This is a genomic window from Saccharothrix obliqua, from assembly GCF_019375475.1.
Lineage (GTDB): Bacteria > Actinomycetota > Actinomycetes > Mycobacteriales > Pseudonocardiaceae > Actinosynnema > Actinosynnema obliqua.
Genome location: NZ_JAHXGQ010000004.1, coordinates 398,801 through 412,246 on the forward strand (window position 1 = coordinate 398,801; position 13,446 = coordinate 412,246).

At 73.8% G+C, this 13,446-nt stretch carries 11 protein-coding genes; 5 read left to right on the top strand and 6 right to left on the bottom strand.

Annotated features, from left to right (window positions below; translation table 11 throughout):
• Positions 1-38: 38 nt before the first annotated feature.
• Positions 39-1,205, top strand: coding sequence for an erythromycin esterase family protein (locus KZQ38_RS15150; protein ID WP_219442505.1), 1,167 nt, complete (start codon positions 39-41; stop codon positions 1,203-1,205).
• A gap of 1 nt (position 1,206) precedes the next feature.
• Here the strand turns inward: KZQ38_RS15150 and KZQ38_RS15155 are convergent, their stop codons facing one another.
• From KZQ38_RS15155 to KZQ38_RS15165, 3 genes are read right to left on the bottom strand one after another with little or no spacing between them, the layout of a single operon-like run.
• Complete coding sequence (locus tag KZQ38_RS15155) at positions 1,207-1,626, bottom strand: protein-tyrosine phosphatase family protein (RefSeq protein WP_219442507.1); 420 nt, start codon at positions 1,624-1,626, stop codon at positions 1,207-1,209.
• Complete coding sequence (locus KZQ38_RS15160; protein ID WP_308258412.1) at positions 1,623-2,177, bottom strand: CGNR zinc finger domain-containing protein; 555 nt, start codon at positions 2,175-2,177, stop codon at positions 1,623-1,625. Before KZQ38_RS15160 ends, KZQ38_RS15155 begins: the two co-directional genes overlap by 4 nt.
• A gap of 47 nt (positions 2,178-2,224) precedes the next feature.
• Entirely contained in the window at positions 2,225-3,976 is a 1,752-nt protein-coding gene (locus KZQ38_RS15165) for a LamG-like jellyroll fold domain-containing protein (protein ID WP_219442509.1), read from the bottom strand.
• A gap of 199 nt (positions 3,977-4,175) precedes the next feature.
• On the opposite strand from KZQ38_RS15165, the gene KZQ38_RS15170 reads away from it, so the two are divergent.
• Genes KZQ38_RS15170 through KZQ38_RS15185 form a run of 4 tightly spaced genes read left to right on the top strand, consistent with a single transcriptional unit; the run spans position 4,176 to position 9,343 of the window.
• Positions 4,176-5,768: a S8 family serine peptidase gene (locus tag KZQ38_RS15170; RefSeq protein ID WP_219442511.1), complete on the top strand. Its 1,593-nt coding sequence runs from the start codon at positions 4,176-4,178 to the stop codon at positions 5,766-5,768.
• On the top strand, positions 5,749-6,360 hold the full coding sequence (locus KZQ38_RS15175; RefSeq protein ID WP_219442513.1) for an RNA polymerase sigma factor: 612 nt from the start codon (positions 5,749-5,751) through the stop codon (positions 6,358-6,360). The genes KZQ38_RS15170 and KZQ38_RS15175 overlap by 20 nt, the downstream gene beginning before the upstream one ends.
• Positions 6,357-6,842: a hypothetical protein gene (locus KZQ38_RS15180; protein WP_219442515.1), complete on the top strand. Its 486-nt coding sequence runs from the start codon at positions 6,357-6,359 to the stop codon at positions 6,840-6,842. The genes KZQ38_RS15175 and KZQ38_RS15180 overlap by 4 nt, the downstream gene beginning before the upstream one ends.
• A 5-nt stretch (positions 6,843-6,847) precedes the next feature.
• On the top strand, positions 6,848-9,343 hold the full coding sequence (locus KZQ38_RS15185) for a CHAT domain-containing protein (protein ID WP_308258413.1): 2,496 nt from the start codon (positions 6,848-6,850) through the stop codon (positions 9,341-9,343).
• Between the two features lie 10 nt (positions 9,344-9,353).
• Here the strand turns inward: KZQ38_RS15185 and KZQ38_RS15190 are convergent, their stop codons facing one another.
• The 3 genes from KZQ38_RS15190 to KZQ38_RS15200 all read right to left on the bottom strand — a co-directional run bounded on the left by KZQ38_RS15190 (position 9,354) and on the right by KZQ38_RS15200 (position 13,296).
• Complete coding sequence (locus KZQ38_RS15190; protein ID WP_219442517.1) at positions 9,354-10,169, bottom strand: ornithine carbamoyltransferase; 816 nt, start codon at positions 10,167-10,169, stop codon at positions 9,354-9,356.
• 53 nt (positions 10,170-10,222) lie between these two features.
• A complete protein-coding gene (locus KZQ38_RS15195) occupies positions 10,223-10,759 on the bottom strand; it encodes a GrpB family protein (protein WP_219442518.1) in 537 nt (178 codons plus the stop codon).
• Positions 10,760-10,866: 107 nt separating this feature from the next.
• Positions 10,867-13,296 (bottom strand): DUF7617 domain-containing protein, encoded by a 2,430-nt coding sequence (locus tag KZQ38_RS15200; RefSeq protein ID WP_219442520.1) that lies wholly within the window; start codon positions 13,294-13,296, stop codon positions 10,867-10,869.
• Between the last annotated feature and the right edge of the window lie 150 nt (positions 13,297-13,446).

The window sequence follows — 13,446 nt, forward strand, 5'->3', positions numbered from 1 at the left end:
GAACTTTCAACGAGTTGTTCAACGATACCGTTGAAGCAGTGACGACGAAGCAGAACGAAGCGCACCCGGCCCGGTCGATCGCCGAGGAGGTCGCGCGGTGGCTGCCGGCCGGCACCCGGCTGCTCGGTTTCGGCGAGCCGCTGCACGGCGAGGAGCGGTTCCTCCGCCACCGCAACGAGCTGTTCGCCCACCTGGTCGAGCACGCCGGTTTCGGCGCCATCGCGGTCGAGAGCGACTGCCTGCGCGGCCGGGTGGTGAACGCCCACGTCCGCACCGGCGAGGGCGTGCTGGACGACGTACTGCGCACGGGCTTCAGCCACGGCTTCGGCACCGCGCCCGCCGACCGGGACCTGGTGCGGTGGCTGGCCGAGCACAACCGGACCGCCGCCGAACCCGTGCGGTTCCACGGTTTCGACGCCCCAGTCGAGATGATGGGCGCGGAGAGCCCACGCGGGGCGCTGGCGATCGTGCACGGCTACCTGACCGCCCGTGTCGGGCACGTCCTCCCGTGGGAGCGGATCGACGCGCTGCTGGGCGACGACGCCCGTTGGAGCGACCCGGCCGCCGCGATGGACCACACGCGGTCGGTCGGCGACACGCCGGAGGCCCGCGAGCTGCGGTTGATCGCGGACGACCTGCGGTGGCTGCTGACGGCCGAGTCGCCCGGCCTGGCCGACGACCCGGACGCCCGGTGGGACGCCGAACTCGCCGCCCGCACCGCCACCGGGCTGCTCGCCTACCACGCGGGCATGGCGGGCGACTCGCCGCGGCGGGTGTCCCGGCTGCTCGGCGTCCGGGACGCCATGATGGCCGAGAACCTGTGCGCGCTGGCGGAGCGCGACACCCGACCCACCCTGGTGTTCGCGCACAACCAGCACCTGCGTGCCGGTGCCGTCCGCTGGGACCTGGCGGGGATGGACCTGCGGTGGCACAGCGCGGGCGCGCACGTCGCCCGCCGGCTCGGCCCGGCCTACGCCGTGATCGCCACGGCGGTGGGCCGCGCCGAGCGGCACGGGATCGCCGAGCCGGAGCCGGGTTCGGTCGAGGGGCTGCTGTTGGCCGCCGGCGGCGGCACGCGGCTCGTGCCGTCCGCCGGGCTGCCGACGGCCACCACCCGGCGCACGCCCGGCAACCCCGGCTACTTCCCGCTGGACCCGGCGCACACCGACGAGGTCGACGCCGTGTGGTTCGTCCCGGAGCTGTGACTCAGCGGAACGCCGCCACCCAGCGCCGCTGCCACGGCGTTTCGACGGCACGGGGGTGGTGGTGCGCGCGGACCCAGGCGACGGCGTCCGCCGGGTCGACGCCGGACAGCACGGCCAGGCACGCGAGCACGGTGCCGGTGCGGCCGACGCCGCCGTGGCAGGCGACCTCCACCACCGCACCGGCACGGGCCCGCGCGTGCAGGTCGTGGATCAGCCGGACCGCCTCCGCCCGGTCGCGGGGCAACAGGAAGTCCGGCCACACGACCCACTCGTGCGGCCACCGCAGCTCGGCGTCGTGTCGGCGGCGCAGCCGGGGCGATCCCAGGTACAGCCCGTAGTCCGGGTCGTCGGCGGGTGCCGGGTGGCGGAGGCCGCGTGCGCGCACGGCGACCCCGTCGGGCAGCACCAGCACGCCGGTCACCCGGCCACCGCCCGGCGGGAGCGGTGGTTGGCGACGTGGACGCGGTTGCCGCACAGCCCGGGTGTGCAGTAACGGCGGCGGCCGGCGCGGCTGGTGTCCACGAACACGCCTCGACAGCCGGGTGCCTCGCACGCCCGGAAGCGCTCGTGGCCGAGCGCGCGGAGCACGCCGCCCAGCGCGAGGCCGATCCGCGCCGCGAGCCGGTCCGCCAGCGGGGCGTCCGGGCGGACCGGCACGCGCCACTGCCAGCGGCCGTCGGTGGCGCGGACCGGCACCGGTCCCAGCGCCGCCCGCCGCACCAGCTCCGCCACGCCCGCCGCGGCCTGCTCCGCCGTCTCGGTCTCAAGCACGCCGCGCACGTCGAAGCGCAGCAACCGCACCGCGAGCACGTCGTCGTCGGTCGGCTCCGCCACGACCCCGTGCCGCGCCAGCAGGGCCGCCAGCACGACCGGGTCGGCCAGTTCCTCGACACCCCGCACGGTGGGCGACGTGATGACCAGTTCGGTCGCCAGCGCCGCCCCCGCGGGGTAGTCGTCGAGCGGTACGTCCACGCCACCCTCCTACGTAATAGGTATGGCTGGACTTTACACCTTACTGATCAACGCGCGGTGAGGAACCTGTCCACCGGCAGCGCCCGGTCGACGATCCGCACGTCACCCAGCCAGCCGTGGAACGACTTCTCCACCACGCGGTCGTAGGCGTACGCGCCGATCAGCCACGGGTCGTTCGCCGTGGCGATGCCGGTCGCCGGCGTGGACGGGTTGCGCAGCAGCTCCGACCCCTCGACGTAGAGCTTCGTGCGCCGACCGTCGTTGACGACCGCGACGTGCCACCACACCTCCTCGTCCATCTCGTGCCCCCAGTTGGTGGACATGCCGGGCCGGTTCTTCGGGAACACCGCCCACTGCAACCCACCGCCACCCGCCACGTTGAGGGTGCACAGCGGTTCCTTCGGGTCGTCGCCCGTCTTGCCGGCGGCCGAACCCGGGGCGAGCTTGGTCAGCAGACCCGACCACGGGTGGTTGAAACCCTTGGGCAGCTTCACGAACGCCTCGAACGTGTAGCCGCGCTCGAACGTCATCCGGTTGAGCGGCGCGTTGTCGGCGGTGGTGAGGTAGCCCTGCTTGCCGAAGAAGCGGCTGCCGTGGCCGGGCGAGTCCGGGTGGTGGTCGGCGGTGGCCTCCAGCGCGCCCACCTGACGCAGGTGGTTGCCGTTGCCGGACAGGTCCTGGAGCGAGTCCGACCGCCAGTACGCGACCGTGCCGGGCACCAGCACCTGCCGCGCGGGCCGCTCCGGGCGGACCGGCACGGGCGCGAACCCGGCGAACCGGCGGTCGAAGTCGATCGGCACGCTGAACCGGTCCTCGGCGCCGGTCAGCTCGACCTCGCGCCGCTCCAACGCGTTCAGCGACCGCTTGGCCAGCAGCCATGGCGAGAACGTGCGGACGTCCACCACCTTGCGCGCGAGGTCGAACTCGTAGAGCCGGATCATGCCGCTGCCGCCGTAGTAGCGGTCCTGGTAGTTCGTGATGTGGACGTGCACGTCGTTGCCGGCGGCGTTGGTGAGGACGGTCCGCGCCGGGGGCCAGAAGTGCCCGTTGACGGTGAGGAAGATCTGGTCGTGGTCCTTGATCAGCTCGTCCCACAGGCGACGGCCGTAGCCGGACAGCTCGGCCTGCCCGCCGTCGCCCGCGTGCACCAGCTCGTGGGTGGTGAGCACGACCGGCAGCTTCGGGTGCTTCGCCAGCACCTCACGGGTCCACGCGAAGCCCTTTGCCGACATGCGCCAGTCCAGCGCGAGCACCAGCCACTCGCGGCCGGCGGCGCGGAACACGTGGTAGCTGTTGTAGCCGTCCGGGCTCGCACCGCGGAACGTCGGCGAGTCGCGGAACCGGTGCGGCCCGAACTCCTCCAGGTAGGGCGTGCGCCCGCGCTGGTCGTCGGTGCGCGAGTCGAGGTCGTGGTTGCCCGCCAGCACGCTGTACCCGACGCGCCGCCGGTCGAGCGCCCGGAACGACCGGCCGACGTCCTGGATCTCGGCACGCTGCCCGTTCTCGGTGAGGTCGCCGAGGTGGGCGATGAACACGATGTTGTCCCGCGCGGCGTTGTCCACCAGGTGCCGCAACGCGGCGTCGAGCGGTGCGGCGTCGCCGCGGTCCTGGTCGAACAGGTACTGGGTGTCCGGGATGACGGCGATGGTGAACCGGTCGCGGTTCGGGTCGGGCCGGTGACCGGCCGCCCGGACGTCGGGCTCGGCGGACGCGGCGACCGGCCCGAGGGCTGTCGCGGCGACCGGGACCAGGGCGCCCGCGGCGGCGGAGCCCAGCAGGAACGTGCGGCGGGAGGTCATGGCCGGCGATGCTAGGCACGACCACGCAACACGCGACGAACCAGACATGAACCTTGCTCGCATCACTGGGGAAGAGTGCGCACCCTCCCGCATCGCCCCCGTTACCGTTTCGTTATCGGACGGGCGTATCGGCTCCACCCAAACCACGCACGTGACAAGCGGGGACGGGGGATCGTGTCAATCGCGAGAAGGAGGGCCAGTGGCGATCCAGTTCATTCGAAGGCAACTGGGCGCGCGACCGGCGGGGGGATCCGACTACCGGCCCGCGGCGAAGCTGCGGGTGCCGCCCGAACTGCTCGACCGGCACGGCGGACGGGTGCTCGACCCCGTCCGGGCCGAGGCGGCGAGCGGTACGCGGCCGGGTTCGACCGCGTACCGACCGGACGTGCTGCTCATCCCGGACGACGTGCTGCGTGACGAGACGGCGCTCGGCGCGGTCCGCGCGGTGCTCGACGGCGAGGGGATCGACGTGGAGCACCCCGAGCCCGGCGGCGGCACCACGCCGCGACCGGTGCGGCTGCGCGCGCGGAACGGGCGGGACCGCGACAACGTCGACTCGTGGGCCGCGTTGCAGCGGTTGCGCGCGGCGGCGGACGACCCGGACACCGGGCCGGACCGCGACGTGGTCCGGCGCATCACGCTCGAACACCTGGTGTTCAGCGCCGTCACCTTCACCGGCACGCCGTGGGACACCAACAGCCTGGTCGACCGCTCCTACCGCCGTTCGCCCGGCGGCTCGGCGCGGGTGCCGGTGGCGATCGCCGCCGCGCCGCCCGCCCGCGGCCGACTGGACGACGAGCGCTTCACCCGGCGGCCCGTGGTCGCCGTGCTCGACTCGGGCATCGGGCCGCACCCGTGGTTCGACATCCACGACCGGTCCACGCCGCCGCCCGCCGGCGGGTTCATCTCGGTGCTGCACGAGGCGCAGGAGCGCATCCGCGAGAACGCGTTGACCACCGGCGCGTCGCCGTGCCTGATGGACTACTGGGACGCGCCGGTCGTGTCCGACGCGCTGATCCGCGACGTGGACAGCAACACCGGGCACGGCACGTTCATCGCGGGCATCATCCGGCAGGCCGCGCCGCGTGCCGACGTGCTCGCCGTCCGGGTCATGCACAGCGACGGCATCGCCTACGGCTCGGACGTCATCGCCGCGCTGGAGGAGATCGCCCGCCGCGTCGACCGGGCCCAGCGGTACGACCGGCCCGAGGACATGGTGGACGTGGTGTCCCTGTCGCTCGGCTACCTGGACGAGTCGCCCGACGACGACGTCTACACCTCGCACTTGGCGGAAGTCGTGCGGCGGCTGACCGAGCAGGGCGTGCTGGTGCTCGCCGCGTCCGGCAACAACTCCACCAGCCGCCGGTTCTACCCGGCGGCGCTGGCGGACCTGCCGGACGTGCCGGGCGCGGGTCCCGGCGTGATCAGCGTCGGCGCGCTCAACCCCAACAACACCAAGGCGGGTTTCTCCAACGACGGCGCGTGGGTCACCTGCTGGGCGACCGGAGCGGGCGTCGTCAGCACGTTCCCGACCGACGTCCGCGGACCGCGCCAGCCCGAGATGGCCGACAGCCACCGCGCCGGGCTCGACCCGGACGACTTCCACGGCGGGTTCGCGGTGTGGGACGGCACGTCCTTCGCCACGCCGCTCGCGGCGGCGGCCGTGGCGAACGCGCTGATCGACGTGGCGGCCGAGGACACCGGGCTCAGCCTGGCCGACGTCGGGCCGGAGACCGTGGTCAAGCGGGCGTGGGCGGCGCTAGAGCGGTGCTATGAGCAGTACGAGGTCTGACCGCCACGCGGCGGACGGCAAGCCCTTCGAGGACTACGAAGGGCTTGCCGAGCTGTTCGAGTCCGCGCGCGCCGGTGACCGCGTGGCGCTCGGCCGGATCGCGGAAACCCTGGCGCCCCTGCTCTGGCAGGTCGCGCGGGCGCAGGGGCTGGACCGCGAGCGCAGCGCCGACGCCGTGCAGACGGCGTGGCTGCGCCTGCTCGGCGCGCTGGACGACATCCGCTCGCCACGCGCGCTCACCGCGTGGCTGGTCACCGTGACCAAGCGGACGGCGTGGCGGATGCGGGAGGAGCAGCGCGACGCGGAACTCGTCGGCGTGCCGCCCGAGGCGCAGCCGACCGACCCGGAGCCGCTACCCGACGAGCAGGCCGTGTTCACCGACCGGCGGGCCCGGCTGTGGGCCGCGGTGGACCAGCTCTCCCACCGCTGCCGGGAACTCCTCCGGGTGATCGCGTTCGTGGCGCGACCCGAGTACGGCGAGATCAGCACCGCGCTGGGGATGCCCCGGGGCAGCATCGGTCCGACCCGGGGCCGGTGCCTGGCGCAGCTGCGCAAGCGGCTGCTCGCCGACGACGAGGGGAGCTGGCGGTGAACACGGCCGACCCGGACGGTCCCAGCGGCGACCTGGACGAGCTGGACGTGGCGATCCTGCGGGAGGTCCGGTGGATGTGGGAGTCGGTGGACCCGGCTCCCCCCGAACTGGCGGACCTGGTGAAGTTCGCGATCCAGCTGGAGGACGTGGACGTCGAGGTCGTGCGGCTGACCGAGCACCGCGAGGTCGCGGGCGTGCGCGGCGACGTGCGGTCGAAGCTGATCACGTTCTCCGGCGACACGTTGGACTTCATGGTGAACGTGCAGCCGCGCAACGACGGGACGGTGCGCATCGACGGCTGGATCTCGCCGCCCGCCGCGCACCCCGTGGAGGTGCGGACCGGTGAAGGACCACCCCTGCACACCTCGGCGAACGAGGAGGGGCGGTTCGCGTTCGACCGGGTTCCCTGCGGCCTCATGCAAATCGTCATCCGGCCGACCGGCCGAACCAGTGCCGTAAGCACACCGACGATGACACTATAGGCCCGGTGAGCGACCGGGTGCGGACCCTGCATGAGCGCGCGATCGAGGAGATCAACAGCGGTCGGCCCGCGGTGGGCGCGCGCTTGCTGCGCGAAGCGCTCAAGCTCGGCGAGGCGTCCCCGTCGCGGACCGCCCGGATGCTCGGCACGCTGGCCGCCGCGGAGGTGTCGCGGGGCGGCACCGACCGGGCGCTGGAGCTGCTGGACGAGGCGGAGCGGGTGGTCGCGCCCGAGGACCGGCACCTGCTGCTGTCCCAGCGCGCCCTGGTGTTCATGATGTCGGGGCGGCTGGACGACGCGCTCGTGTTGTTCGACGACACCATCCTGCGGTTGCGCCGCACCGACCAGAAGGCCGCGTTGGCCCGGGTGCTGCTCAACCGCGGGATGCTGCACCAGATCGCGGGCCGGGTGCGGCTCGCGCTCCAGGACCTCGACCAGTGCGCGCAGCTCGGGTCCGCGCTCGGCCCCGACGACGGGATGCCGCGCACCGTGGCGAAAGCCGTGCACGGCCGCGGCCAGTGCCGGGTGCTGACCGGCGACATCCCCGGCGCGCTGCGTGATTTCGACATCGCCGCCGAGGTGTACGCCGACCAGGGGCAGGGGATGCTCGCCGTGCTGGCGGGCGACCGCGCGCGGGCGTTGCTCGCGGCGGGTCTGCCGACCGAGGCCGCGACCGAGCTGGACACGTTCCTGCGGCAGGTGCCCGAACTGCGGATGGGCCACGAGCACGCCGAGGCGGAGCTGACCATGGCCCGCGCCCGGCTGGCCGCGGGCGACCCGGGCGAGGCGCTGCGGTGGGCGCGGCGTGCCCGCCTGCACTTCCGCCGCCGCCGCAACGAGACGTGGGCCGGCGTCGCGGAACTCGTGGCGCTGCGGGCGGAGTTCGCGGCGGGCCGGACGACGGGCCGGGTGGCGCGTGCCGCGTCCCGGCTCGCGGAGCGGCTGCGGTCGCTCGGCCTGCCCAACGACGCCGACGAGGCCGCCCTCCTGGCCGCCCGCGTGTTCATCGCGCGTGGCGCGCCGGCCGAAGCCCGCGCCGAGCTGGCCGGGCGCGACCGGCCCGGCGCGCCCCTGGCCAACCGGCTGCTGCGGCGGCTCGCGCTGGCCGAACTCGGTTCCGCGAGCGGCGACCAGCGACGCGCGTTCGCCGAGGCCCGCGCCGGTCTGGCGTTGTTGCGCGAGCACCGCGCCCGGTTCGGCAGCCTCGACCTCCAGACCGGCACCACGTCGCTCGGCGGCGAACTGGCCCGCGCCGGTCTCGCGGCGGCGCTGGACAACGGCAAACCCGAGGTCGTGTACCGGTGGCTGGAGCGCTCCCGCGCGCAGGCGTTCCGGTTCCCGCCCGTGCGCACGCCCGCCGACGAGCACACCGTGGACGCCGTCGCCGAGTTGCGGCAGCTCTCCCTCGACGTCCGCGCCGCCGAGCTGCGTGGCGCGCAGGACCAGGAGGCGTTGCGCCGCGCCCGGCAGTTGGAGCGCGAGATCCGGGCCAAGGGCTGGCGCACCGACGGCGCGGGCGAGCGGCACGTGGAGGTCGGCTTCGCCGAGGTGAAGGCGGAGCTGGCGGACGCCGACAGCGTCATGGTGATCTTCCTGGCGTCCGGTGACCGGCTGCTCGCCGAGGTGATCGGCGCGGACCGGGCCGAACTGCTCGGGCTCGGCGAGACCGCCACCGTGTTCGAGGCCATCGCCCGCCTGCGCAGCGACCTGGACGCGGCGTGCGGGCGGCGGCTGCCGGGCGCGCTGGAGCACGTGATCCGCACGTCGATCCGGCGGCAGCTCGCCACGCTGTCCGAGCACCTGCTCGACCCGCTGGCCCGGGTCATCGGCGACCGGAACGTGGTGCTGGTGCCGACCGGCGGGCTGTCGGCGATGCCGTGGGGCCTGCTCGACCGGCTGCGGGGCCGACCGGTCACCGTGACGCCGTCGCCGTCGTCGTGGGTGTCGGCCAAGCGCGTCATCCGGCCGCCGGGCTCGGTGCTGCTGGTGAGCGGCCCCAACCTGGACCACGCGTCGGCCGAGGTGAACCGCTTGGCGCGCCTGTACCCCGACAGCACCGTGCTGGACGGCACGGACGCGACGGTCGCCAACGCGCTGCGTGAAGTCAGTCGCAGCACTCTCGTGCACTTCGCCTCGCACGGGCACCACGAGCAGGAGAACGTGTTGTTCTCCCGGCTGGACTTGGTGGACGGGCCGTTGATGGCACACGACGTGCACCAGCTCGCGGCCGTGCCGGACCACGTCGTCCTGTCGTCGTGCGATGTCGGGCAGGCCGTGGTGCGCACCGGTGACGAAATCCTCGGCTTCACCGCCGCGCTGCTCTACAGCGGCAGCCGGACCGTCGTGTCCAGCGTCGCCCGCGTGGACGACCAGGCGTCGGTGGACGTGATGACCGCGTACCACCACGCGCTGACCCGCGGCGTGCCGCCGGGCAAGGCGTTGGCGGACGCCACCGAGACGGAGTCCCTGATGCCGTTCGTCTGCCACGGCTGGGGCGGCTGAGCCGTGGGTCTCAGGCGGACATGCAGAACTCCATGACCGCCTGGTGGACCGGCAGGAGTGCCTGCTTGAACCCGTGCCCCGCGAAGGCCGGGTGCTTGAACGCGTCCGCGGTGGCTTCGCGGCCGGCCACGTGCGGCGGGCAGGGTGCGTACTGCGCGCCGGGTGGGGCCGTGTCGAGGAGGTCGGCGGTGATCCGGAACGGCGCGAGCCGGTCGGCGTGGGGGCCGGGACCGTCGGTGATGATCACGTCGGCGGTCCTGATCGCCCCTGCCAGGTCGTCCGTCCAGTCGCCGCCCGGGGTCGCCAGTTCGCGCGGGCAGCACTGGGTGAGGTCGAGCCCGAGCACGGTCGCGATCTCCCGCCAGGCGCCCGCGATGTTCCCGTCCGCACCGACGAAGAGGTAGTGCAGTGCCCGCGGGTCGCGCTTCTTGCCGAGCGTGTACACGTCGCTGAGCACTTCGCAGGGGTGGTTGAGTTCCGACATGGCGTTCACCACCGGCACGGGGCTTCCGGCAGCGATGCCCTCGATGATCTCCATGCGGTGCCGGACGACCAGGACGGCCGTCCACGGGGCCAGGTAACCCGCCACGTCCGACAGCGCTTCCGGCTTCTCCAGGGCGTCGGGCGGGCACACGATCGGTTGCAGGCCCATCAGGTGGGCGCCGCGCTCGAACGTCACCCGGGTGCGCAGGCTCGACGAGGGGAAGAACATCACCGCGGACCCGGATCGACGCGGCCCGTTCCCCGCGCTGTACTCGTCGGCCAGCGCGAAGACCGCGTCGATCTCCGCTCGCGTCCAGTCGGTGAGTCGTACCAGGTGCCGCACCACGCGAAATTATCACCGGCCACGTGGCTGTCGTCTCGCGACCGCGGCTCCGGTCAACCGCGTGCTTCGCCGACGGTGGTGGCCACCCACTCGATGAACTCGCCCTTCACCGCGCTGTACCGCCGCGGGTCGCCGCCGCTCAGGCCCAGCGCGAGCCGCTTCACGGCCGAGTACGCCTCGGCCACCTCGGGGTGGTCCCGCAGCAGCCGGTAGAACGCGCGCTCCGGGCTCGCCGCCCACACCCGCGGCCCGACCAGGTGGACGTGGAGGTCCGGCACGGCGGTGCCCGCGCGGTAGCGGCGGAGCATGGTGCGGGACAGCTCGTCCAGCCGGATCGGCTGGAAGCCCCGGCGGGCGAGGCGGGCCGCGGCGTGCGGCGCGTCCCGGTCGCCGACCAGCACCAGCAGGTCGGTGATGGGTTTGGCCACGATGCCCGGCACCAGCCTGCTGCCGATCGGCTCGATCGCGCGGGCCAGCAGGCCGAGGGCGTTCGCCACCTCGGCGCGGTCCTGCTCGAACCGCGCCACCACGCCGTCGTCGTAAGGCACCAGTTCGACGGCGTAGTCGTAGCGACCGCACACGGGGATCATCGCCTCGATCGTAGGGAGCCCGGACGACCCATCCCCCGCAATTTCGCGGGCGCCACCCGGGCCGGTCCGCGCGGGAAGGCGCGGACCGGCGTGGAATCCCGGACGGCTCACAGGTTGCAGAGCAGGGCGCACGCCATCGCCGAGGAGTACGGCGAGTAGGACGCCGGGGTGCCCGACGGCGAGTTGCGCGGCGTGTACCGCGCCTTCGCGTAGTTGGTGATGGGGAACAACGTCAGCACCGCGGAGGTGGCGCAGTACACCTGCTTGGACTGGCCGGGCGCGAGGCTGAACGTGCCGCCCGCCGTTTCGCACGACGGCTCCTGGAGGTCGTACACGCTCACGTCGTCGACCGGCACCGGACCGTCGTTGGTGACCGTGATGCGCCACCGGGCCGTGCCGAGCAACGCGCCCAGCAGGCCCACCGGCGTCCGCTTCACCCACGGTCCCGCGCCGCCCGGACCGCAGTCGGCGGCCTTGTGCGACGCGCAGATCTCCTTGTCCACCCGCACCACCGGCTGGCACGCCGCGCCCGGCGCGACGGGCACCGACGCGGTGTTCGAGGTGAACGAGCCGGAACCGTCGACGCCGGACGCGGTGTTGGCCACGTCGGTCACCGCGCAGGTCGTGGCGATGGTGGTCTGGAAGCAGACCTGCGGCGGGTCGCCGGTGAAGTCGACCACCAGGTGCGGTTTCGCGCCGCCCGTGAAGTCCGCGCCGCTGGTGAGCACCAGTCGCGTGGTCACCGTCAGCGAGGTGTGGGCGGTGGCCGACACGCCGCTCAGGTCCACCGTGCCGTCCGGCGCGAAGCCCGGCGTGGGCACGGTCGCGCCGTCCTGGTCGACCGCGGTCACGCTGGACGCGCCGAAGTCCACGTTCGCCGGGGTGATCCCCTCCAGCCGCGCCGAGCCGTAGCCGGTGACGTGGTTCGTGCCGCCGTCGCAGTAGAAGTCGGCCGGGGTCAGGGTCACCGCCGCGCCGCTGCGCACGCAGGGCGTGCCGCCCGTGGCCGGGTCCATGGAGAACAACACGCCCGCGTCGCCGAGCCCGATCAGGCACTGCGTGGTGCCGTCGAACGCGTAGCCGTAGTCACGGGTCGCGCCGCCGTTCACCGTCGGGTGCCCGGCCGGGTTGGGGAAACCCGCGCAGCCGGACCCGGTGGTCCAGTCGTGGCAGATCGCGGCGCCGGGGTACGGGCCGCCCCAGATCGGGAGGTAGCCGCGGGTGTGGCCGTCCACGCCGACGACGACCTCCGGGTTGAACACCAGCACGCCGCCGGGCAGGCCGGCGTACGACGACGGGGACGCCAGCGCGCCGCCGGCGGTCGTGTAGCAGGTGGTGACGTTGGTGCCGCCGGTCGTGCCGGCACACGCGCCGACCGGTGCGCCGGACGTGTCGTACGCCGTGTAGGCGTTGTAGGCGTAGTTGTCGGCCGGCCCGACGGGGCGCGGAGTCGCCCAGCCGGCGCAGGCCGTGCCGGTCGCCGGGTCGAAGCAGCCCAGTGCGGGCGGCAGGCCGGCCCGGGGTGACGACGAGGCGAACACCTTGCCCGCCACCGCGGTCATCGCGCCGAGGTACATCGAGCCGGGAGTGGTGCCGTTCGGCGGCACGACCGGCGCGAACGGCTGGCCGGGGCACGCCGCCTTGGTGGTGACCGCCCAGCACGTCACCGAACCGGCCGTGGTGACGCCGTACAGGTTGCCGTCGACCTCGACCAGGCCCGCCAGGTTGTTGACGGCGGGCGAACCGCCGATCGCCGCCAGCGGCCAGTAACCGCAGTTCGCGGCGTTCGCCAGGTCCAGGCAGCCGACGCCGACGGAGGACGCGGTGATGGCGGCGTAGTAGACCAGGGCGGAGTTCGCCGGGTCCCGCACGTACTGCGGCTCCAGCGGGCTGGAGATGTCGCCGGCCGCACCGCCCTGGAGCGGGCCGACCGCCGTGTTCAGCGTCTTCGGCCACGGACCGCCCGCGCACAGCGAGCCGGTGGGGAGTTCGCTGCACACCACCTTCGGCTGCGCGGCGGACGCGTGGTGGAAGATGTTCCACGCCTGCAGGGCGCCGCTCGGCGTGCGGTGCAGCAACGGCGTGAAGCCGTCGCCGCCGGTCGCCGTGGTGGCCGCCCGCACGGGTGGGGTCAGCTCGGCGTCCAGGGCGGTGCCGCCGGGCCGGGCCGCCGCGTTGGCGGCACGCACCGCGACCACGTCGGACGCGGGCTCGACGTCGCCGAACGAGGTGCCGTCCGCGGACCACCGCGGCGTCCAGCCCGGCGGCACGCGCAGGGAACCGGGCACGTAGGTGTGCGCGGACGAGCCGACCTGGTCGGTGATCGTCGCCGCGCCGGTGGTGGCGGAGTTGTTGTCGTAGGAGACCGCCCACGACGCGGTGCCGCCGTGGTCCGCCGGGGTGGTCGCGGTGCGGACCGATTTGGTGAGCGTCGACGCGGCGAGCGGTTCCGCGCTCGCCGCCGGGTTCGCGACCGGCACCGCCAGACCGGCGAGCAGAACCGCCGCGCACGCGGTTCGGAAAAGGCTTCTTCGCATGACTTTCCCCTCGTTTCCAACGGGGCCGGGAACCCCGCACCGAAACGCTAGGAAGGCCGATCACCCCGGACAACAGCCCTCACCCCGGTGGCGGTCCGGCCTGCACTGATGGCCCAGCCGGCAACCCGAAACAACGGGTTCCCGGAACTG

Bases quoted from the DNA above. Each gene is read 5' to 3' on its own strand.
- KZQ38_RS15165 (WP_219442509.1), bottom strand. From the start codon at position 3,976: ATGACCTCCCGCCGCACGTTCCTGCTGGGCTCCGCCGCCGCGGGCGCC.
- KZQ38_RS15175 (WP_219442513.1), top strand. From the start codon at position 5,749: ATGAGCAGTACGAGGTCTGACCGCCACGCGGCGGACGGCAAGCCCTTC.
- KZQ38_RS15195 (WP_219442518.1), bottom strand. From the start codon at position 10,759: ATGATCCCCGTGTGCGGTCGCTACGACTACGCCGTCGAACTGGTGCCT.
- KZQ38_RS15200 (WP_219442520.1), bottom strand. From the start codon at position 13,296: ATGCGAAGAAGCCTTTTCCGAACCGCGTGCGCGGCGGTTCTGCTCGCC.